Here is a 20,517-nt window from a genome sequence, read left to right as displayed (position 1 = left end):
GGCGCCTGTTGCAGGCGCCTTTTTTTTGCCTCAGCGCTGGCCCGGGGCCTTGCCGGGGACGATCTTGCGCAGTATCTGCCGGGCCCTGCCGGTTAGCCGCGATAGCTTCGATGCCTTTTGCGGTGGCTCCAGGCCTCGCTGCCTGAGCCAGTCCTTCCAGCGAATCCGCTCGTCACTCACCACCCAGCCTTCCTGCTGGGCGAAGCTTTCCGCCAGGTACAGGCCGCGGGTGCTTGCCGGATGCAACTGGTCTTTCTTCAGGGTGTAGAGCTCGGCGCAGGGCTCGCCGTTGTCCAGGGGCATCAGGTACAGGTCCGGGCGCTTGCGGTCCAGCCGTGCCACCAGTTGGTCGCCCTCCAGGCGCTCGTCGACGTGGAACAGGCTCAGGGACTTGGCTTCCCTCGGCACGTCCAGGCGCAGGTCGTAGATCAACTGCAGTGAGGCGGTGGGCAGGTGCACATAGGCCCGGGGACGCTCCAGCAACTGCAGGTTGCCACAGCGCACCGGCAGCGCCGCCCCGGACAGCGGGGTCAGGCGAAAGGGCAGGGCCTCGCGATAGTGCAGGGCGCCGGCGTAGGGTGCAGGCAGCCAGGTGTCGTTGAAGCGCCCACCGAGCCAGCCTTCAGGGGTTTCCAGCAGGCATTCCTCGGCAATTTCCTGGATCGCGGTATGCAGCGGCAGGTTGAGCTCGTGAGCCGGGACATAGCCGGAAATCAGCTTGAGTACCACATCGCCGCGATCCTGGCGGCGCTGGCGCACCAGCACCCAGTAGTCACGGTTCTGCCAGTGCAGGGTCAGGCGCACCGAGACCCCGAGGTTGGCCAGCTCCAGGGCGAAGCGCTGATTGTCGGCCACCGTCACCGCGCGTCGGCGCTGCAGGGTCTGGGCGAAATTCAGCGGCATTCCGACGCTCTGGTAGCTCAAGCCTTCGGGAGTCGCTTCGACGAACAGGGGCAGGGTCTTGAAGTTGCTGGGGTTCTTTCTAATGAGCGGTCGCGACATCTCGGCTCCTTCTTGCGTCGGGGTCGGCCGCGTCGGCGGCATCAGTTCTTGCCAAGGACCTGCGCCACAGTCGACACGTTGTGGGCCAGGTGCAAGGGATTGATGGTCCCGACAATAGCACTGGCGACACCGGGCCGGTCAAACAGCAGCTCGAAGCTGGCCCGCACCGGATCGATGCCCGGGCTCAGGCAGACGTGGCCGCTGGCAAGCGCTTTTTTCACCAGGATGCCCTTGTGGTGAGCGGTAGCGTAGTCAATGACTGCTCGCTCGGCCTGTTCGTTCAGATTGTAGGTAACCATGGCGCAATCGCCCTGCTCCAGGGCCTTCAGGCCGCCGTCTACGGTCTTGCCGGAGAAGCCGAAGCCACGGATCTTGCCCTCCTGCTTGAGCTGCGCCAGGGCCTGGTAGACCTCGCACTGTTCGAGGATCGCCAGGTCGTTGCCGTCGGAATGCACCAGCACCAGGTCGATGAAGTCTGTTTCCAGGCGTTGCAGGCTGCGCTCCACGGACATCCGGGTATGGGCCGCGCTGAAATCGTGTCGCGACAGGCCATCGGCGAACTCTTCGCCGACCTTGCTGACAATCACCCATTCCTGGCGCTGGCCGCGCAGTAGCGGGCCCAGGCGCTCTTCGCTGCGGCCGTAGGCCGGAGCGGTGTCGATCAGGTTGATGCCCAGGTCGCGGGTCAGCTTGAGCAGCATGCGGGCCTCCTGGTCGTCGGGGATCTGGAAGCCGTTGGGGTATTTCACGCCCTGGTCGCGGCCCAGTTTCACCGTGCCCAGACCCAGGGGCGACACCAGCAGGCCGGTGCTGCCCAAGGGGCGATGCAGATCGTGCAGGGTTGGCTGGCTCATGGCAGCAGTTGCTCCCAGGCCGGTTGCGCCAGGGGCGGCTTGGGCAGTTCGGGCAGGACCTGGGCGGCGGTGGGGCGAATGCCGTCGCGCTCCAGGGCCGCCAGGACCCGGTCGGCGAAGTCCGGTGCCAGGGCCAGCTTGGTCGGCCAGCCCACCAGCAGGCGATCCTGCTCGGCGAGGAAGGCGTTGTCCGGGCGGGTCAGGCCCGACTGTGCCGGCTCGGCGCGGTCGACCCGCAGGGTGGCCCATTGCGCCTGGCTCAGGTCGATCCAGGGCAGCAGTTGCCCCAGTTCCTTCTGGGCCGCGGCAATCTGCGCTGCCGGTTCCCGGGCCACGCCCTCGGCTTCGGCGATATCGCCCCCCAGGTACCAGACCCACTGGCCGTCGGCGGCCGGGTGAGTGGTGACGGTGATCCGTGGTTTTGGCCCGCCGCCCAGGCAGTGGGCGTACAGCGGTTTCAGGCTCGGGCCCTTGACCAGCACCATGTGCAATGGTCGCCGTTGCATGGCGGGCTGGCTCAGGCCGGCCGCTTGCAGCAGCTCGGCATTGCCGGCTCCGGCGCTGAGGACAATGCGTTGCGCGCGGATTTCCCGGCTGTCGACCCGCAGGCCCAGCAGTTGGCCGTTTTCCAGCAGGGGCTCGATCTTCTGCCCGGCCAGCAGGCTGTCTCCCGCCAGGTGCGCGAGGCGCTCGATCAGGCTCGGCACATCCACTACCAGTTCGGCGAGGCGGTAGACCTTGCCCTTGAAACGCTTGTCCTGCAGGGCCGGGGGCAGTTGCTCTCCCTTGACCTGATCGACCCGCCCGCGTACCGCCTTGCTGGCGAAGAAGCTGGTGAGGTTGCCGGCCAGGGTGCCGGGGGACCAGAGGTAGTGGGCCTCGGACAGCAGGCGCACGCCGGCCAGGTCCAGCTCGCCATTGCCCGCCAGGGCCTCGCGCCAGCGCCGTGGCATGTCGGCAATGGCCTCGGAGGCGCCAGTGAGGGCGCCGTGCAGGGCGTATTTGGCGCCGCCGTGGATGATCCCCTGGGATTTCACGCTCTGTCCGCCGCCGAGGCTGGCGCTTTCCACCAGCACGGTGGAAAAGCCCAGGCGTTGCAGGCGAGCGTTGAGCCAGAGACCGGCGACGCCTGCGCCGACAATCAGCACATCGGTGGAAATAGCGGATGGCATGCAGCGACCTCGGTAAATAAAACGAAGCCGCAAGTTTCAAGCCTCAGGCCTCAAGCTGCAAGCTTGGCGCTCACTCTGGCCGCTCGAGGCGTGTGGCGTGAGGCTGCTTTCTAGTGCCCGGCGGTTTTCGAGAACAATTGGATCACCACCACGCCGAGGACGATCAGCGCCATGCCCAGCATCGCCGGGATGTCCAGCTTCTGGCCGTACAGAAACAGCGCGGCGATGCTGACCATGACGATGCCCATGCCGGCCCATACCGCGTAGGCCACACCCACCGGCACCGTACGCACCACCAGGGTCAGCATCCAGAAGGCCACGCCGTAGCCGACGATGATCAATGCCAGGGGCAGCGGAGTACTCAGGCCCTTGACCGCTTTCATTGAAACAGTGGCGATCACTTCCGCGCAGATGGCGATAGCCAGGTAGTAGTAAGCGTTCATGGGAGGGTTCCTCGGGGCTGGGGCTGCTTTATGAGGTCGGCATTCTAGAGAAAGTTCAGATGGGGTAAAGTCATTACCTATCTGGATGCTAGATAGGTTGCGCCATGAACATGCAATGGAACCTGGAGCAGTTGCGCCTGTTTGTCGGGGTCGCCGAACTGCGTTCGTTTTCTGCCGTGGCCCGCCAGCAGCGCAAGGCGCAATCGGCCATCAGCAGTGCCATCGCCCAGCTGGAGGATGACCTGGGGGTCAGCCTGTTCGAACGCAGCAGTGGCCGCCAGCCAAGGCTGACGGAGGCGGGCAGTGCACTGCTGCAGGAAGCGCGGGAGATCCTGCGTCAGTGCGACCGCCTCAATGGTCGGGCGCTGGCCTTGATGCGCGGCCAGGAAGCGCGGTTGCGCCTGGCCCAGGACGAGGCGATGCCCTATCAGCCGGTGCTCGACAGCCTGGAGGCTTTGGCGGAACACTTTCCCAGCCTGGAGGTGCAACTGGCCAGCGGGGCCCAGGGCGACGTGGCGCGCAAACTGGTGGAGCGCCGGGCCGACCTGGGGTTGCTGTTTCACCATGAGCAGATGCCGGAAACTTTGGAGCGCCGGGCCCTGGGCAGTGTGGAGATGGTCACTGTCTGCGCCGTGGGGCATCCGCTGGCCCATGAGAAAAGGGTCAACCGCCAGTTGCTGGCGCTACACCGGCAGTTGCTCATCGCTCCGCAAGCCAGTGGCTACCCCGGTGGTGAGCAGGTCAGCCCCCAGGTCTGGCGGGCTGACAGCTTCTACGTCCTGGCCGAATGGCTGATGCGCGGGCTGGGCTGGGCCTGGTTGCCACGGCATGTGGTGCAGTACCCGGCCTATCAGAACCAGATGGTGGAGCTGGCCAGCCAATGGACGCCCCCGGCACTGGTGGTGGAACTGGCCTGGCGCCGCGACGAACCTCTGGGCCCCGCGGCGCACTGGCTGGCAGAACGTTTTGCCGTGCACCTGAAGGCGATCGGCTAAAAAACCGATAAACTCCGCCGCCATGAATAGAACTCTCTATACCGCATTGTTTTACCTGGGGCTGCCGTTGGTAGCGATTCGCCTGTGGCTGCGCTCGCGCAAGGCGCCGGCTTATGCCAAGCGCATTGGCGAGCGCTTCTCTCTCGGCTTGCCCACCATGCAACCCGGTGGCATCTGGGTGCATGCGGTGTCGGTGGGCGAGAGCATCGCTGCCGCGCCGATGATCCGGGCGCTGCTGGCGCGTTATCCACAGCTGCCGATTACCGTGACCTGCATGACTCCCACCGGCTCCGAGCGCATCCACGCGCTGTTTGCCAACGAGCCGCGGGTCCAGCACTGCTACCTGCCCTACGACTTGCCTTGCGCCGCAGCGCGGTTTCTCGATCGGGTGCAGCCCAAGCTGGCGGTGATCATGGAAACCGAACTGTGGCCCAACCATATCGACCAGTGTGCCCGGCGCGGGATTCCGGTGGCCCTGGCCAATGCCCGGTTGTCCGAGCGTTCGGCCAAGGGCTATGGGCGTTTTGCTCGGCTGACCGCACCGATGCTGGCGCAGATGAGCCTGTTCGCGGTGCAGACCGAAGCCGAGGCCCAGCGTTTCCTCCGGCTTGGGGCCCGCCCCGAGACTGTGCAAGTGACCGGATCGATCAAGTTCGACTTGAGCATCGACCCGCAGTTGCTGCAGCGGGCCACTGAGTTGCGCCAGCAATGGCAGGCCATGGATCGCCCGGTGTGGATCGCCGCCAGTACCCACGAGGGCGAAGACGCGGTGGTGCTCGATGCCCATCGGCAACTGCTGGGCAGTTACCCCAATGCCTTGCTGATCCTGGTGCCGCGGCACCCGGAACGCTTCGACTCGGTGCATGAGCTGTGCCGGCAGCAGGGTTTTGCCACGGTGCGCCGTTCTACAGCCGAGCCGGTGCTTGCCACCACCTCGGTATTGCTGGGGGACACCATGGGCGAATTGCTGTTCCTCTATGCCCTGGCCGACAGCGCCTTTGTCGGCGGCAGCCTGGTGCCCAACGGTGGGCACAACCTGCTGGAGCCGGCAGCCCTGGCCAAGCCGGTGATCAGCGGGCCGCATCTGTTCAATTTCCTGGAAATCGCCGCGATGCTGCGTGAGGCCGGAGCCTTGCAGGAAGTGGACGATGCCGAGGGGCTCGCGGTGGCGGTGCAGCGTCTGTTCGAGCTACCCCAGGATGCGCGCAAGATGGCCGATGCCGGGCTCAAGGTGCTCAAGGCCAACCAGGGCGCCTTGCAACGGCTGCTCGACGGCCTTGGCCGCCTCCTGGGCAGGCACTGATCGTCGCCTTCTGTAGCCGCTGTCGCAGTGGCTGTAAAAGGCCGTTACACCGCCATGAAAAAGGCCACCGCAATGGTGGCCTTTTTCATGCTTGCGACCTTCAGGGGCGGGCCCTGAGCTGCTCCTGGGCGGCCTTGGCCAGGTCTGGCGGCAGGAAGTCGCGATCCGGGTTGTAGTCGGCCTTGAGATAGCGCGACAGGTCCTGCAGGTCCCCCGGGTTGAGGGTGCCGGCCGCCTGTTTCAGGCGAAGGTTGTCGAGGATGTAGTCGTAGCGGCTGTTGTTGTAGTTGCGCACCGAGGTGTACAGCTGGCGTTGGGCGTCGAGCACATCGACGATATTGCGCGTGCCTACCTGGTAGCCGATCTCCGTGGCCTCCACTGCGCTCTGGTTGGAAATGATCGACTGGCGCCGGGCCTGGACCTGCTCGACATCGGTGTTCACCGCGCGGTGCAGGTTGCGGGTGTTTTCCACCACCTGGCGGCGCAGGGATTCACGCTGTTGCTCGGTCTGGCTCAGGCGCGAGTAGGATTCGCGCACCTGGGAGCTGGTCAGGCCGCCGCTGTAGATCGGAATGTTCAGTTGCAGGCCGATGGAGCGCTGTTCGACGTCGCTGCCATAGCGCGTCAGCGGGTTGGGGTTGCTGAAGCCCAAAGCATCGTTGTCGCCTTTCTTGTACTGCGCCACCGCGTCCAGGGTCGGGGCATGCCCGGCCTTGCGCTGCTTGAGGGTTTCCTCGGCGGCGCTGACTGCGTAGTTGCTGGCCAGCAGGTTGAGGTTCTGCTTGGCGGCGGTGTCCACCCAGGCCTTGGCGTCGTTGGGGGTCGGCGCCAGCACTGGCAGGGTATGGACGATGCCCTGGATCGAGTTGTACTCGCGGTTGGTCAGGGTGATCAGGGCCTCGAAGGCATCATCCACCTGGCGCTGGGCAAGGATCCGGTTGGCTCGGGCAGTGTCGTAGCTGGCCTGGGATTGCAGGACGTCGGTCTTGTCCGACAGGCCCACGTCGAAGCGCTCGTTGGATTGGTCCAGCTGACGCTTGAAGGCCGCTTCCTCGGCTTTGGTCGAGGCCAGGTTGTCCTGGGCGCGCAACACCGCGAAGTAGTTCTCCGCGCTCTGCAGGATCAGGTTCTGCTCGGTGGCCGAGAGTTGCAGGGAAGCCTGTTCGTTGATGTCCTTGGCCGCCTGCAGCTGGAACCAGCGGTCAGCCCGGAACAGTGGCTGGGCCAGGGTCGCCTGGTAGACGTTGCCGCTGCGGGTAGAGGTCATCGACGGTTCGTCGAACTTGGTGCGGGTGTTGTTCATGTCCGCGCCGGCCGAAAGGTTAGGCAGCAACCCGGCACGAGCCTGGGGCACCACTTCCTTCTGGGCACCGTACTGGGCGCGCGCAGCGGCCAGATCGGCGTTGTTGTCCACCGCTTCCTGGTAGACGCTGACCAGGTCGGTCTTGGTGGTCAAAGGCGCTTCTGCTGCCCAGGCCATTCCATTGGACGCACAAGACACGGCAACAGCCAGTGAGAGTTTGCGCAGCATTCGGCGATCCCTAGAGTTGATATTACGGCAATAATTCAGGCGCCAAGGCTAAGGCGCGACCCTCAGAGCGTCAAGGCTCGACTCAGGGCAACGAGTGTAGATGCGCTGGGGGGTGGCAACAATCCTGCAATTACGCCATTCATCATGCTGATCGTACGGGGGTTGGCGTTCTGCTGTGGCTTTGTCTAGACTGGCCCGGTTCTTGTCGGGGTGCCTTGCTATGAGGCTGAGATCGGATAATCCGGATCCCGTTGAACCTGATCAGGTTAGCGCCTGCGTAGGGAACAAGATTTCTCGTCCCCCGGCGAGTCCTCTTGTGCTTCGTCCGGGATGTTGTTCGACAATCGAACACCCCCTCGAGTACCAAGCACTGCACTCACTAGTTGCTTAGACAGGGTGCGTCCGTCCGTTACAGGTTCGCTCCGACAAAAATCCACTGCCTGGATGCTGTCTGGAGAGCCCGTGATGACGACAAAATTAAAAAACGCTAGCAATCTCAGTGAGTCGGCCCAAGTCGACCAACAATCGGTTCAGCCCTTTACCCGCTCGCAAAAAGTCTATGTCCAGGGTTCGCGCCCGGACATCCGCGTGCCCATGCGCGAAATCACCCTGGACGTGACCCCCACCGACTTCGGCGGCGAGATCAACGCCCCGGTGACCGTGTACGACACCTCCGGCCCCTACACCGATCCGAATGTGGTGATCGATGTGCGCAAGGGCCTGGGCGATGTGCGCTCGGCCTGGATCGAAGACCGTGGCGACACCGAGCGCCTGGCCGGCCTGAGCTCCAACTTCGGCCAGCAGCGCCTGGCCGACCCGGAGCTGACCAAGCTGCGCTTCGCCCACGTCAACAACCCGCGCCGGGCCAAGGCCGGGGCCAACGTCAGCCAGATGCACTACGCCCGCAAAGGCATCATCACCGCCGAGATGGAATACGTCGCCATCCGCGAAAACATGAAGCTGCAAGAGGCCCGCGCCGCCGGCCTGTTGGCCCAGCAACACGCCGGCCTCAGCTTCGGCGCCAGCATCCCCAAGGAAATCACCCCTGAGTTCGTCCGTGAGGAAATCGCCCGTGGCCGCGCGATCATCCCGGCCAACATCAACCACGTCGAACTGGAACCGATGATCATCGGCCGCAACTTCCTGGTGAAGATCAACGGCAACATCGGCAACAGCGCCCTGGGCTCCTCGATCGAGGAAGAAGTGGCGAAACTGACCTGGGGCATCCGCTGGGGTTCGGACACGGTGATGGACCTGTCCACCGGCAAGCACATCCATGAAACCCGCGAGTGGATCATCCGCAACTCGCCAGTGCCGATCGGTACCGTACCGATCTACCAGGCCCTGGAAAAGGTCAATGGCGTGGCCGAGGACCTGACCTGGGAGCTGTTCCGCGACACCCTGATCGAGCAGGCCGAGCAGGGCGTGGACTACTTCACCATCCACGCAGGCGTCTTGCTGCGTTACGTGCCGCTGACCGCCAAGCGGGTCACCGGTATCGTCTCCCGCGGCGGTTCGATCATGGCCAAGTGGTGCCTGGCACACCACAAAGAGAACTTCCTCTACACCCACTTCGACGAAATCTGCGAAATCATGAAGGCCTACGACGTCAGCTTCTCCCTGGGAGATGGCCTGCGTCCGGGCTCGATTGCCGACGCCAACGACGAAGCCCAGTTCGGCGAACTGGAAACCCTCGGCGAGCTGACCAAGATCGCCTGGAAGCATGACGTGCAATGCATGATCGAAGGCCCGGGCCATGTGCCGATGCAGTTGATCAAGGAGAACATGGACAAGCAGCTGGAGTGCTGCGACGAGGCGCCGTTCTACACCCTCGGCCCGCTGACTACCGACATTGCTCCCGGCTACGACCACATCACCTCCGGTATCGGTGCGGCGATGATCGGTTGGTTCGGCTGCGCCATGCTCTGCTACGTCACGCCCAAGGAACACCTGGGCCTACCGAACAAGGATGACGTGAAGACCGGGATCATCACCTACAAGATCGCCGCGCATGCTGCGGATCTGGCAAAAGGTCACCCGGGCGCGCAGATCCGCGACAACGCCTTGTCCAAGGCGCGTTTCGAGTTCCGCTGGGAAGACCAGTTCAACCTCGGCCTGGACCCGGACACCGCCCGCTCGTACCACGACGAGACCCTGCCCAAGGATTCGGCCAAGGTCGCGCATTTCTGCTCCATGTGCGGGCCGAAGTTCTGCTCGATGAAGATCACCCAGGAAGTGCGTGAGTACGCAGCCAACCAGCGCATCGAAGCGGTGGATGTGGAGGTCGCCAAGGGCCTGGCGGAACAGGCCGAGCGCTTCAAGCAGGAAGGCAGCCAGCTGTACAAGAAAGTCTGACCCCTCTCTGCAGGAGCGGGCTTGCCCGCGAACCAGGCGCCGCGCTCTCGACAAGATGGCGCTTTGGCCGGCAAGCCGGCTCCTGCAGAGGCTGGGCGTTCGAGATAGCCCCCTTGAACATTCCTGTAGAAGCGGGCTTGCCCGCGAACCGGGCGCCGCGCTCTCGACAAGGTGGCGCTTTGGCCGGCAAACCGGCTCCTGCAGACCCTATTCCTTCGAGATACCAACCTTGAGCAGTCCAATCAGTACCTACTCTCCCGATCTCGCGGTACCGGCCGACAAGCGCGTGTTTGGCGCCCGCGATCTGTTTTCCCTGTGGTTTTCCCTCGGTATCGGCCTGATGGTGCTGCAGACCGGCGCCTTGCTGGCGCCAGGCCTGGGGCTGGCCCATTCGCTGCTGGCGATCCTGCTCGGCACCGCGGTCGGCGTTCTGCTGCTGGCGGCGGTGGGGGTGATCGGCAGCGACACCGGCCTATCGTCCATGGCGGCGCTCAAGCTCAGCCTGGGCCGGCGCGGCGCCAGCCTGCCGGCACTGTTGAACCTGTTGCAACTGGTGGGCTGGGGCTCGTTTGAAATCATCGTCATGCGCGATGCCGCGAGCCTTCTGGGCAGCCGGGCCTTCAGCGAAGGCAGCCTGCTGGCCAACCCGTTGCTCTGGACCCTGTTTTTCGGTGCCCTGGCCACCTTGCTGGCGGTCAGCGGGCCCTTGACCTTCGTCCGGCAGATCCTGCGCAAATGGGGGATCTGGTTATTGTTGGCCGCGTGCCTGTGGCTGACCTGGAACCTCTTCGCCCGAGCCGACCTGGCGGCGCTCTGGGCCCAGGCTGGGGACGGCTCGATGCCGTTCGCCGTGGGCTTCGATATCGCCATCGCCATGCCCTTGTCCTGGTTGCCGCTGATCGCCGACTACTCGCGGTTCGGCAAGCGTGCCAAGAGTGTGTTCGGCGGCACGGCCCTGGGCTTTTTCATCGGTAATTTCTGGTTGATGAGCCTGGGCGTCGCCTACACCCTGGCCTTCGCTCCCAGTGGTGAAGTGAATGCCTTGCTGCTGGCGCTGGCCGGGGCCGGGCTGGGGATTCCGTTGCTGCTGATCCTGCTGGACGAGTCGGAGAACGCCTTTGCCGATATCCATTCGGCGGCGGTTTCCAGCGGCATCCTGCTGCGCCTCAAGGTCGAGCACCTGGCGCTGGCCATTGGCGTGCTCTGCACCCTGATCGCCTGCCTGGCACCGTTGGCCCAGTACCAGAACTTCCTGCTGTTGATCGGCTCGGTATTCGCGCCACTGTTTGGCGTGGTGCTGGTGGATCACTTCATCCTGCGTCGGCGCTCGGGGCAGAACCCGGTGTCAGCCTTGCGCTGGCCGGCGCTGCTGGCCTGGCTGGGTGGGGTGAGCACCTATCATCTGCTGGCCAATCTGTACCCGGATATCGGCGCAACCCTGCCGTCACTGGTGCTGGCAGGGCTGCTGCAATGGCTGTTGGGCCGGGCTTTCAGTTACCGCCAGGAAACAGTTCGGGCTTGAGCACGCCCTTGAGCCGGTCGTAGGGGATCTGCAGTTCGATGTGGCCCAGGACCGAGGGCGCGATGGTGGTGACGTCGTACTTGAGGGTCACGGCGTTGCGGGTCAGCGCTACGTTCTGGGTCTTCTGGAAGGGCCAGGTCTTCACGAACTCGGCCTCGCGATCCAGGTGAGTGCTGATCATCCAGTTGTTGTGGGCGACCCGCGCGGCTTTCCAGAACATCTCTTCCTGGCCGGGCAGGAGCATGTCCGCCAGGTTCAGGGCCTTGTGCTGCTGGCGTGAATAGTTGACGAAGCCACGGCCCGGGGTGCCGTTGGCGGCGCCGGTGTCCAGGTAACTGGCCAGTTCGATGATCACCAGGCCGTCATGCTGCTCGCGTACCTTGGATTGCAGGTACATGCCGTGGCGGTCCGGCGCGCTGCGCAGGAACTGCTCGCGATAGGCCGCAAGGCTGGCCGGCAGCGCAGCATCGGGGCTGGTGCGGGTCATTTGCAGCAGGCGCTTTTCGACGATGGCATCCAGCTGCGGTTCGGCGGGGAAGTGCACGGTGTCGAGGTTGACCAGCGGGCAGTCGGCGCCGCTGCAGCCGGGCTTGAGTTGCTCGGACTTGTCCCGGGTGGTTTCCAGCGGGGTCATGTAGCTGGGTTGAAACAGGCTTTGGCAGGCACCCAGAGTCAGGGCGATACAGGCCACGGAGGCGATTTTGACAAGCGACATGGGCGTCCTTCATAAACCAGGGGGAGGCAAAAGTTACCGGCTTCGACTGCCTGCGAGGCAGTCGGTTCGCCACTAAGCTCAATAGAGGCAATTAGAGTAGGTTTAGCCCCTCGCCGTCTATCCCGCTGAGGGTAAAGGGGCTGCATGATCAGCCGCGAGCGCGTTAGGATGGCGCGAAGTCGAGGGGGATCCTCGGGTCGAAGACGCTGTACACGAGGATTGTTATGACTGACTTTGCCAACTCCACGCCGAGTGCCGTCGAGATCATCCGGCGCGAAAACTGTTTCCAGGGTTTCTACCGGCTCGATCGCCTGCAACTGCGTCATGAGTTGTTCGCCGGTGGCATGGGGCGTGAAATCAATCGTGAAGTCTTTGTCCGTCACGATGCGGTCTGCGTACTGCCGTACGACCCGCAGCGCGATGAAGTGGTGCTGATCGAACAGTTCCGTGTCGGTGCCATGGGCAAGACGGCTTCGCCCTGGCTGGTGGAGCTGGTGGCCGGGCTGATCGACAAGGACGAGCAGCCGGAACAGGTTGCCCGCCGCGAGGCGCAGGAGGAAGCTGGCCTGGACATCTCGGCGCTATGGCCGATGACCCAGTACTTCCCGTCGCCCGGTGGCAGCACCGAATTCGTCCATCTGTACCTGGGGCGTTGCGACAGCAGCGCCGCCGGTGGGCTGCATGGGCTGGAGGAAGAGGCGGAAGACATTCGTGTGTGCGTGATGGCCTATGAGGATGCCTTGCAGGCCATGCGCGACGGGCGGATTTGCAATGCCGCCAGCATCATTGCCTTGCAGTGGCTGGCGCTCAATCGCGCGGAAGTGAGGGGGTTATGGTCGTAAACAAGGTTCGCGACCGCTATCGGGTGGATCTCGCGGGGCTGCAAGCTTCCTGCGAGGCCAACTACGCCCGGCTGATGCGCCTGCTGCCCGACATGCGCAACCAGCCTGTGGCGCGGCGCATCGCCGTGACCCAGGGCGACCAGATGCTCGGCGTACTGGCCCTGGAAGTGGTACTGGCCTGCCCGTACACCACCACCTTGCAGGTACGCCAGGAGCACAGCCTGCCCTGGCTGCCTGTGCCGCAGTTGGAAGTGCAGGTCTATCACGACGCGCGCATGGCGGAAGTCATCAGTGCCGAACATGCCCGGCGTTTTCGCAGCATCTATCCCTATCCCAATGCCTTCATGCACCAGCCTGATGAGAAGGCCCAGTTGAACGTGTTCCTCGGCGAGTGGCTGAGCCACTGCCTGGCCTGTGGTCACGAGTTCGAAGCCGTGCGCTAGATGTGAACTGGGTCCGCTTCCCAGGTTTCCTCTTTTTCACTTCCCCCAGCATAATTGCCCCCTTCTTCACGCTTTGTGATCTTGCTCCGGGAGAACGCCGTGCCAAGCGTATCCGCACTGACTGCCGCCGACCCCGTGTTGCTGGTGCAGCTGTCCGATAGCCATCTGTTTGCCGAGACGGACGGCACGCTTCTGGGCATGAACACCGCCGACAGCCTGCAACGGGTCATCGACCTGGTGCTGGCGCAGCAGCCACGGATCGACCTGATGCTGGCTACCGGCGACCTGTCCCAGGACGGCACGCTGGAGTCCTATCAGCGCTTTCGTCAGCTGACCCGACAGATTCCGGCGCCCGGCCGCTGGTTGCCAGGCAACCATGACGAGCCGCAGCTCATGGAGCAGGTTGCCAGCGGCAGTGACTTGCTGGAGCCGGTGGTGGACATCGGCAACTGGCGCATCACCTTGCTGGACTCGGCGGTGCCGGGTTCGGTACCGGGTTATCTGCAGGATGAGCAGTTGCAACTGCTGACCCGCTCCCTGAGCGAAGCACCAGAGCGGCACCACCTGATCTGTCTGCATCACCATCCGGTGTCCATCGACTGCGCGTGGATGGAGCCCATCGGCCTGCGCAATGCCCAGGCGCTGTTTGCCGTGATCGACGCCTTCCCCCAGGTGCGCGCCGTGCTCTGGGGGCATGTCCACCAGGAGATCGATCGGCTGCGGGGCGACGTGCGGCTATTGGCCTCACCTTCCACCTGCATCCAGTTCGAGCCCTTGAGCGACGACTTCAAGGTCGAGGAGCAGATGCCGGGCTACCGTTGGTTGCGGCTGCTACCCGATGGACGGCTGGAAACCGGCGTGCAACGGGTCGAAGGCTACGAATTCACCATCGACTACGGTAGCGAAGGCTACTGAAGCGGCTGCGTAACCTGGTCCCATCCCTGTAAACTGCGGCTTTTGCCCAGGTGCACAGGGAGTTCGCATGTCCGGTTCGATCCTCTATATCCACGGCTTCAACAGTGCTCCGGCATCGACCAAGGCCTCCCAGTTGCGCCAGGTCATGGAGCAGCTCGGCCTGGCCGGGCAACTGCGGGTGCCGGCCCTGCATCACCATCCGCGCCAGGCCATTGGCCAGCTGGAACAGGCGATTGCCGAACTCGGTCGTCCATTGCTGGTCGGCAGCTCGCTCGGCGGCTACTATGCGACTCACCTTGCCGAGCGTTATGGTCTGAAGGCCCTGCTGATCAACCCTGCTGTCAGCCCGCACCGGATGTTCGACGGTTATCTGGGCACGCAGAAGAACCTGTACACCGACGAGACCTGGGAGCTGACCCACGACCATGTCGCGGCCCTGGCGGCGCTGGAAGTGGCGCCACCCCAGGACCCGGAGCGTTATCAGGTGTGGTTGCAGACCGGGGACGAGACGCTGGACTATCGCAGCGCCGAGCGCTACTACCGCGCCTGCGCCTTGCGCATACAGGCCGGCGGCGATCATAGTTTCCAAGGTTTTGCCGGACAATTGCCGGCGATGTTGAATTTTGCCGGCATCACTGCCGATCAGTACCAGGCGATCGACTTCACCGCACTGTGAAGCCCCGCCCCATATTCATTGAACGACTAACGACGAGAACCCATGGCCACTCCCAGCGCTAGCTCTTATAACGCAGACGCCATCGAAGTCCTCTCGGGACTCGACCCGGTGCGCAAACGCCCGGGCATGTACACCGACACCACGCGGCCCAACCATTTGGCCCAGGAAGTCATCGACAACAGCGTCGACGAAGCCCTGGCCGGCCATGCGAAGTCGATACAGGTCATCCTGCACGCCGACCACTCCCTGGAAGTGTCCGACGACGGCCGCGGCATGCCCGTGGACATCCACCCGGAAGAAGGCGTGTCCGGGATCGAACTGATCCTCACCAAGCTCCACGCCGGCGGCAAGTTCTCCAACAAGAACTACCAGTTCTCCGGCGGCCTGCACGGGGTGGGCATCTCGGTGGTCAACGCCTTGTCGAACCAGGTGCGGGTGCGGGTCAAGCGCGACGGCAACGAATACCAGATGACTTTCGCCGACGGCTACAAGGCCACCGAGCTGGAAGTGGTCGGCACCGTGGGCAAGCGCAATACCGGCACCAGCGTGTACTTCGCTCCGGACCCAAAATACTTCGATTCGCCGAAATTCTCCGTCAGCCGTCTCAAGCATGTGCTCAAGGCCAAGGCCGTACTCTGCCCGGGGCTGCTGGTGAGCTTCGAGGACAAGTCCAGCGGCGAGAAGGTCGAGTGGCACTACGAAGATGGCCTGCGCTCCTACCTGGTGGATGCGGTCAGTGAATTCGAACGCCTGCCGGCCGAGCCGTTCTGCGGCAGCCTGGCAGGGAACAAGGAGGCGGTGGACTGGGCCCTGTTGTGGTTGCCCGAAGGCGGCGACAGCGTCCAGGAAAGCTACGTCAACCTGATCCCCACGGCCCAGGGCGGCACCCATGTCAACGGCCTGCGCCAGGGCCTGCTGGATGCCATGCGCGAGTTCTGCGAGTTCCGCAACCTGCTGCCCCGCGGCCTGAAGCTGGCCCCGGAAGACGTCTGGGAACGCATTGCCTTTGTCCTGTCGATGAAAATGCAGGATGCGCAGTTCTCCGGCCAGACCAAGGAGCGCCTGTCATCCCGCGAGGCGGCGGCGTTCGTTTCCGGTGTGGTCAAGGACGCCTTCAGCCTGTGGCTCAACGCCAACCCCGAGCTGGGCATGCAACTGGCGGAGCTGGCCATCAGCAACGCCGGGCGCCGCTTGAAGGCCAGCAAGAAGGTCGAGCGCAAGCGCATTACCCAGGGCCCGGCGCTGCCAGGCAAGCTGGCGGACTGCGCCGGCCAGGACCCGATGCGCTCCGAGCTGTTCCTGGTGGAGGGTGACTCCGCCGGCGGTTCGGCCAAGCAGGCGCGGGACAAGGAATTCCAGGCGATCCTGCCGTTGCGCGGCAAGATCCTCAACACCTGGGAAGTGGACGGCAGCGAGGTCCTGGCCAGCCAGGAAGTGCACAACATCGCCGTGGCCATCGGGGTCGATCCGGGCGCCGAGGACATGAGCCAGCTGCGCTACGGCAAGATCTGCATCCTCGCCGACGCCGACTCCGACGGTTTGCACATCGCCACCTTGCTGTGTGCCTTGTTCGTCCAGCATTTCCGTCCGTTGGTGGATGCCGGTCACGTCTACGTGGCCATGCCGCCGCTGTACCGCATCGACCTGGGCAAGGAGATCTACTACGCCCTGGACGAAGCCGAGCGCGACGGCATTCTCGACCGCCTGGTGGCCGAGAAAAAGCGCGGCAAGCCACAGGTCACCCGATTCAAGGGGCTGGGTGAGATGAACCCGCCGCAACTGCGCGAGACCACCATGGACCCTAACACTCGGCGCCTGGTGCAGTTGACCCTGGACGACGTCGAGGCCACCGCGGAAATCATGGACATGCTGCTGGCCAAGAAGCGCGCCGGTGATCGCAAGTCCTGGCTGGAGTCCAAGGGCAACCTGGCCGAGGTGCTGGCCTGATGCACCGAGGTCTTGCCCTGGCCCTGGCGCTATTGGCAACCTCGGTGGTGGCCGCGCCGGCGCCCGAACTGAAACTGCTGTCCGAGCATCCTGTGGAAGGCATGCGCGGCGGCAATCTGTCCGGGCTGGCGCTATGTGGTCAGGAGCTCTGGACCGTCTCCGATCGCGACGACGAGCAGATCTACAGGCTCGATACCCGGAACACTGTCTGGCAGGCCGAGACTGTCGGGATCGAGGTGCCTGCGGTGCCGGATTCCGGCTTGCCCTGGGGCTTGAAGGTGCGGACCTGGGCGGCGTCCTTCGTGCGTGGCGGCGACCTGGACTTCGAGGGCATCACCTGTGATGCCGCCGGCAACAAATATGTGGTCAGCGAAGCCCATGCCGCGGTGCTGCAGGTTCCGGCGCAAGGCGCGCCGGCCTGGTTGAAGATTTCCCCGATCATGGTGCGCGAAGCCCGTGCCAGCGGCATGCTGCTGCACTTCAATGCCCTGTTCGAAGGGCTGGCGGTCAACCCGGCCGGGGATCGGATCTGGCTGGCGGCGGAACGTGAGCGGCGCGGGCTGCTGTTGATCAAGCGTGGCCAGACCACCTGGGACTGCGATGGCGGTTGCGTGCTGCTCAGTGAAGCCGGGGCGCTAATGCAACCTGAGCAGGTGCCCAACGCCAAGGCCGTATCCCGTGACTTTGCCGACCTGTCGCTGTTCGACGGCAAGTTGTTCACCCTGGAGCGCAATGCCTATCAGATCTGTCGCCGGGACGCGCAGAGCACCAAGGTCGAGCAGTGCTGGTCGTTTGCTGGCGAAGCATTGGTGGAGCATCGGCGTTATCCACAGCCCTACGGGTTGGCGGAAGCCCTGGTGGTGGACGCCAAGGGCGCCTGGATTGGCCTGGACAACAACAACGGTGCTCGCGCCGACGGCGAGGCCCGACCGATCGTCTGGCGTTTTGCAGCTCCCGAAGGTGGCTGGAGTGCCAAGCCGTGAGCCAGCAACCGGGCAAGAGCGCCGGGCGGGTGATGCTGATCATGGCCTGGGCGGCGGCGCTGTTCCTGGCCACGCGGTTCTTTGCCGACTGGGAAGCGCACCAGGAGAACCCCAACACTGTCGTCAGTTCGCAACAACATGAGGGTTACATCGAAGTGCAACTGGCGGGCAATCGCCAGGGGCATTTCGTCGCCAGCGGCCATATCAACGGGCGGCCGGTGCAATTCATGCTCGACACCGGTGCCACCGATGTCTCGGTACCTGCGGATCTCGCTGAACGTCTGGGCCTGGAGCGCGGTGCGCCGGTCACCCTGAGCACGGCCAATGGGCGCAGCGAAGGTTATCGGACCCGTATCGAACTCCTGCAACTGGGGGATATCGTGCTGCGGGACGTGGCCGCCCTGGTGGCGCCGGGGCTCGACGGCGACCAGGTTCTGCTGGGCATGAGCGCTTTGAAAAAACTTGAATTTACTCAGCGCGGCGGCAGCATGCTGCTGCGCCAGACTACGAACCAATGAGGCCCGCATGAGCGACTCCCTTGATCTCAGCCTGGATGGCGTAGAACGCCGGTCACTGGCTGACTTCACCGAAAATGCCTACCTCAACTACTCCATGTACGTGATCATGGACCGTGCTCTGCCGCATATCGGCGACGGCCTGAAACCGGTACAGCGGCGTATCGTCTACGCCATGAGTGAGCTGGGGCTGGATGCCGATTCCAAGCACAAGAAATCCGCGCGTACCGTGGGTGACGTGCTCGGCAAGTTCCACCCGCACGGCGATTCGGCCTGCTATGAGGCCATGGTGCTGATGGCCCAGCCGTTCAGCTACCGCTACACGCTGGTGGACGGCCAGGGCAACTGGGGTGCGCCGGACGATCCCAAGTCCTTCGCTGCCATGCGTTACACCGAGGCGCGCCTGTCGCGCTATTCCGAAGTGCTGCTCAGCGAACTGGGCCAGGGCACTGCGGACTGGGGGCCGAACTTCGACGGCACGCTGCAGGAGCCGCTGGTACTGCCGGCACGCCTGCCGAACATCCTGCTCAACGGCACCACCGGCATCGCCGTGGGCATGGCCACCGACGTACCGCCACACAACCTGCGGGAAGTGGCCTCGGCCTGCGTGCGCCTGCTGGATGAGCCCAAGGCCACGGTCGAGCAGCTCTGCGAGCATATCCAGGGCCCGGACTACCCCACCGAAGCCGAGATCATCACCCCGCGTGCCGACCTGCTGAAGATCTACGAAACCGGCCGTGGCTCGGTGCGCATGCGCGCCGTGTACCGGGTCGAGGACGGCGACATCATCGTTACCGCGCTGCCGCACCAGGTCTCCGGGGCCAAGGTGCTGGAACAGATCGCCGGCCAGATGCAGGCCAAGAAGCTGCCCATGGTGGCCGACCTGCGTGACGAGTCGGACCATGAGAACCCTTGCCGCATCGTGATCATCCCGCGCTCCAACCGGGTCGACGCCGATGAGTTGATGCAGCACCTGTTCGCCACCACCGAGCTGGAATCCACCTACCGGGTCAACATCAACATCATTGGCCTGGACGGCAAGCCGCAGTTGAAGAACCTGCGGGCCCTGCTGGTGGAGTGGCTGGAGTTCCGGGTCACCACCGTGCGTCGCCGGCTGCAGTTCCGCCTGGACAAGGTCGAGCGTCGCCTGCACCTGTTGGACGGTTTGCTGATTGCCTACCTCAACCTGGATGAAGTGATCCACATCATCCGTACCGAGGAGCACCCACGGGCCAAGCTGATCGAGCGTTTCGCCCTGAGCGAAATCCAGGCCGACTACATCCTCGACACGCGCCTACGCCAATTGGCGCGTCTGGAAGAGATGAAGCTGCGGGCCGAACAGGATGAGTTGCTCAAGGAGCAGGCCAAGCTGCAAGCCTTGCTCAACAGCGAAGCGAAACTGAAGAAGCTGGTGCGCACCGAGTTGCTGCAAGACGCAGAAACCTACGGCGATGACCGCCGTTCGCCGATCGTCGCCCGGGCCGAGGCCAAGGCGCTGTCGGAAAACGAGCTGATGCCTACCGAGCCGGTGACTATCGTTCTGTCGGAAAAAGGCTGGGTGCGTTGCGCCAAGGGGCATGATATTGACGCCACTGGTCTGTCCTACAAGGCCGGCGATGGCTACAAGACCGCCGCGCCGGGGCGTTCCAACCAGTTTGCGGTGTTCATCGACTCCACCGGGCGCAGTTACTCGGTTGCGGCCCATACGCTGCCATCGGCCCGGGGTCAGGGCGAGCCGCTGACCGGCCGTCTGACGCCACCGCCAGGTGCGACGTTCGAATGCGTGCTGCTGCCGGATGACGATGCCTTGTATGTGATCGCTTCTGACGCCGGCTACGGCTTCGTGGTCAAGGGCGAGGACCTGCAGGCCAAGAACAAGGCGGGCAAGGCGCTGTTGAGCCTGCCGAACAACGCCAAGGTGCTGGCGCCGCGACCAGTGGCCGATCGCGAACAGAACTGGCTGGCCTCGGTGACCACCGAAGGGCGCCTGCTGGTGTTCAAGATCAGCGACCTGCCGCAGCTGGGCAAGGGCAAGGGCAACAAGATCATCGGCATTCCCGGTGAGCGTGTGGCCAGCCGCGAAGAGTACGTCACCGATATCGCGGTGCTGCCGGACGGCGCGACCCTGGTGCTGCAGGCTGGCAAGCGCACCTTGTCGCTGAAGGCTGACGATCTGGAGCACTACAAAGGCGAGCGCGGGCGCCGTGGCAACAAACTGCCTCGCGGCTTCCAGCGGGTGGATGCGTTGTTGGTAGAGCCTCTCAGTTAAGGGCGAGCTAGAGCGTTCGATCTGCGATTTAAGCG

At 64.1% G+C, this 20,517-nt stretch carries 18 protein-coding genes and 1 riboswitch; of the genes, 12 read left to right on the top strand and 6 right to left on the bottom strand.

The annotated features are described in order from the left end of the window. Nucleotides 1-30: 30 nt before the first annotated feature. From KCG88_RS21125 to KCG88_RS21110, 4 genes are all read right to left on the bottom strand, one after another. The gene (locus tag KCG88_RS21125; RefSeq protein ID WP_047283666.1) at nucleotides 31-1,002 is read right to left on the bottom strand and encodes a hypothetical protein; all 972 of its coding nucleotides are present in this window, start codon (nucleotides 1,000-1,002) and stop codon (nucleotides 31-33) included. A 41-nt stretch (nucleotides 1,003-1,043) separates the two neighbouring features. Next, on the bottom strand, nucleotides 1,044-1,856 hold the full coding sequence (locus tag KCG88_RS21120; RefSeq protein ID WP_015633920.1) for an aldo/keto reductase: 813 nt from the start codon (nucleotides 1,854-1,856) through the stop codon (nucleotides 1,044-1,046). After that, the gene (locus tag KCG88_RS21115; RefSeq protein ID WP_210713027.1) at nucleotides 1,853-3,028 is read right to left on the bottom strand and encodes an FAD-dependent oxidoreductase; all 1,176 of its coding nucleotides are present in this window, start codon (nucleotides 3,026-3,028) and stop codon (nucleotides 1,853-1,855) included. Before KCG88_RS21115 ends, KCG88_RS21120 begins: the two co-directional genes overlap by 4 nt. Nucleotides 3,029-3,138: 110 nt before the next feature. Then, nucleotides 3,139-3,471, bottom strand: a complete 333-nt coding sequence (locus tag KCG88_RS21110; RefSeq protein WP_011058907.1) for a multidrug efflux SMR transporter — start codon at nucleotides 3,469-3,471, stop codon at nucleotides 3,139-3,141. A 110-nt stretch (nucleotides 3,472-3,581) separates the two neighbouring features. Here KCG88_RS21110 and KCG88_RS21105 point away from each other — a divergent pair, with 110 nt between their 5' ends. Both KCG88_RS21105 and waaA read left to right on the top strand, forming a co-directional pair. Next, the gene (locus KCG88_RS21105; protein ID WP_015633922.1) at nucleotides 3,582-4,466 is read left to right on the top strand and encodes a LysR family transcriptional regulator; all 885 of its coding nucleotides are present in this window, start codon (nucleotides 3,582-3,584) and stop codon (nucleotides 4,464-4,466) included. Nucleotides 4,467-4,488: 22 nt separating this feature from the next. After that, a complete protein-coding gene (gene waaA / locus KCG88_RS21100; RefSeq protein WP_210713026.1) occupies nucleotides 4,489-5,769 on the top strand; it encodes a lipid IV(A) 3-deoxy-D-manno-octulosonic acid transferase in 1,281 nt (426 codons plus the stop codon). Nucleotides 5,770-5,869: 100 nt separating this feature from the next. On the opposite strand, the gene KCG88_RS21095 is transcribed toward waaA, so the two are convergent. Continuing rightward, nucleotides 5,870-7,300 (bottom strand): TolC family outer membrane protein, encoded by a 1,431-nt coding sequence (locus KCG88_RS21095; protein ID WP_011058910.1) that lies wholly within the window; start codon nucleotides 7,298-7,300, stop codon nucleotides 5,870-5,872. Between the two features lie 196 nt (nucleotides 7,301-7,496). Beyond that, a riboswitch (TPP riboswitch) is annotated at nucleotides 7,497-7,601 on the top strand. Nucleotides 7,602-7,765: 164 nt separating this feature from the next. Between KCG88_RS21095 and thiC the strand changes: the two genes are divergently transcribed. Together thiC and cytX are read left to right on the top strand one after the other, a co-directional pair. Next, complete coding sequence (thiC, locus tag KCG88_RS21090; RefSeq protein WP_210713025.1) at nucleotides 7,766-9,655, top strand: phosphomethylpyrimidine synthase ThiC; 1,890 nt, start codon at nucleotides 7,766-7,768, stop codon at nucleotides 9,653-9,655. A gap of 229 nt (nucleotides 9,656-9,884) precedes the next feature. Continuing rightward, on the top strand, nucleotides 9,885-11,177 hold the full coding sequence (gene cytX / locus KCG88_RS21085) for a putative hydroxymethylpyrimidine transporter CytX (protein ID WP_047283670.1): 1,293 nt from the start codon (nucleotides 9,885-9,887) through the stop codon (nucleotides 11,175-11,177). On the opposite strand, the gene KCG88_RS21080 is transcribed toward cytX, so the two are convergent. Beyond that, the gene (locus KCG88_RS21080) at nucleotides 11,146-11,892 is read right to left on the bottom strand and encodes an RsiV family protein (RefSeq protein ID WP_047283671.1); all 747 of its coding nucleotides are present in this window, start codon (nucleotides 11,890-11,892) and stop codon (nucleotides 11,146-11,148) included. The genes cytX and KCG88_RS21080 overlap by 32 nt on opposite strands. A 224-nt stretch (nucleotides 11,893-12,116) precedes the next feature. Between KCG88_RS21080 and KCG88_RS21075 the strand changes: the two genes are divergently transcribed. The 8 genes from KCG88_RS21075 (at nucleotide 12,117) to parC (ending at nucleotide 20,482) form a co-directional block, all read left to right on the top strand. Beyond that, the gene (locus tag KCG88_RS21075; protein WP_011058914.1) at nucleotides 12,117-12,734 is read left to right on the top strand and encodes an NUDIX domain-containing protein; all 618 of its coding nucleotides are present in this window, start codon (nucleotides 12,117-12,119) and stop codon (nucleotides 12,732-12,734) included. Next, entirely contained in the window at nucleotides 12,725-13,177 is a 453-nt protein-coding gene (locus KCG88_RS21070; protein WP_011058915.1) for a DUF1249 domain-containing protein, read from the top strand. Before KCG88_RS21075 ends, KCG88_RS21070 begins: the two co-directional genes overlap by 10 nt. Nucleotides 13,178-13,276: 99 nt before the next feature. After that, nucleotides 13,277-14,092 carry a 3',5'-cyclic-AMP phosphodiesterase gene (cpdA, locus tag KCG88_RS21065; protein ID WP_210713024.1) on the top strand — a complete coding sequence of 272 codons (816 nt, stop codon included), beginning with the start codon at nucleotides 13,277-13,279 and terminating at the stop codon, nucleotides 14,090-14,092. A 67-nt stretch (nucleotides 14,093-14,159) separates the two neighbouring features. After that, entirely contained in the window at nucleotides 14,160-14,768 is a 609-nt protein-coding gene (locus tag KCG88_RS21060; protein WP_015633927.1) for a YqiA/YcfP family alpha/beta fold hydrolase, read from the top strand. A gap of 42 nt (nucleotides 14,769-14,810) precedes the next feature. Continuing rightward, nucleotides 14,811-16,715, top strand: coding sequence for a DNA topoisomerase IV subunit B (gene parE, locus KCG88_RS21055; protein ID WP_011058918.1), 1,905 nt, complete (start codon nucleotides 14,811-14,813; stop codon nucleotides 16,713-16,715). Further along, on the top strand, nucleotides 16,715-17,698 hold the full coding sequence (locus tag KCG88_RS21050; protein WP_210713023.1) for an esterase-like activity of phytase family protein: 984 nt from the start codon (nucleotides 16,715-16,717) through the stop codon (nucleotides 17,696-17,698). Before parE ends, KCG88_RS21050 begins: the two co-directional genes overlap by 1 nt. After that, nucleotides 17,695-18,216, top strand: a complete 522-nt coding sequence (locus KCG88_RS21045; protein WP_011058920.1) for a TIGR02281 family clan AA aspartic protease — start codon at nucleotides 17,695-17,697, stop codon at nucleotides 18,214-18,216. Before KCG88_RS21050 ends, KCG88_RS21045 begins: the two co-directional genes overlap by 4 nt. Nucleotides 18,217-18,223: 7 nt before the next feature. Beyond that, the gene (gene parC, locus KCG88_RS21040) at nucleotides 18,224-20,482 is read left to right on the top strand and encodes a DNA topoisomerase IV subunit A (RefSeq protein WP_011058921.1); all 2,259 of its coding nucleotides are present in this window, start codon (nucleotides 18,224-18,226) and stop codon (nucleotides 20,480-20,482) included. Nucleotides 20,483-20,517: the final 35 nt, after the last annotated feature.

The organism is Pseudomonas sp. MWU349, assembly GCF_017947325.1.
GTDB lineage: Bacteria > Pseudomonadota > Gammaproteobacteria > Pseudomonadales > Pseudomonadaceae > Aquipseudomonas > Aquipseudomonas protegens.
Note: the sequence above shows the minus strand (reverse complement) of the source record. Positions and strands in the feature narration are given on the sequence as shown.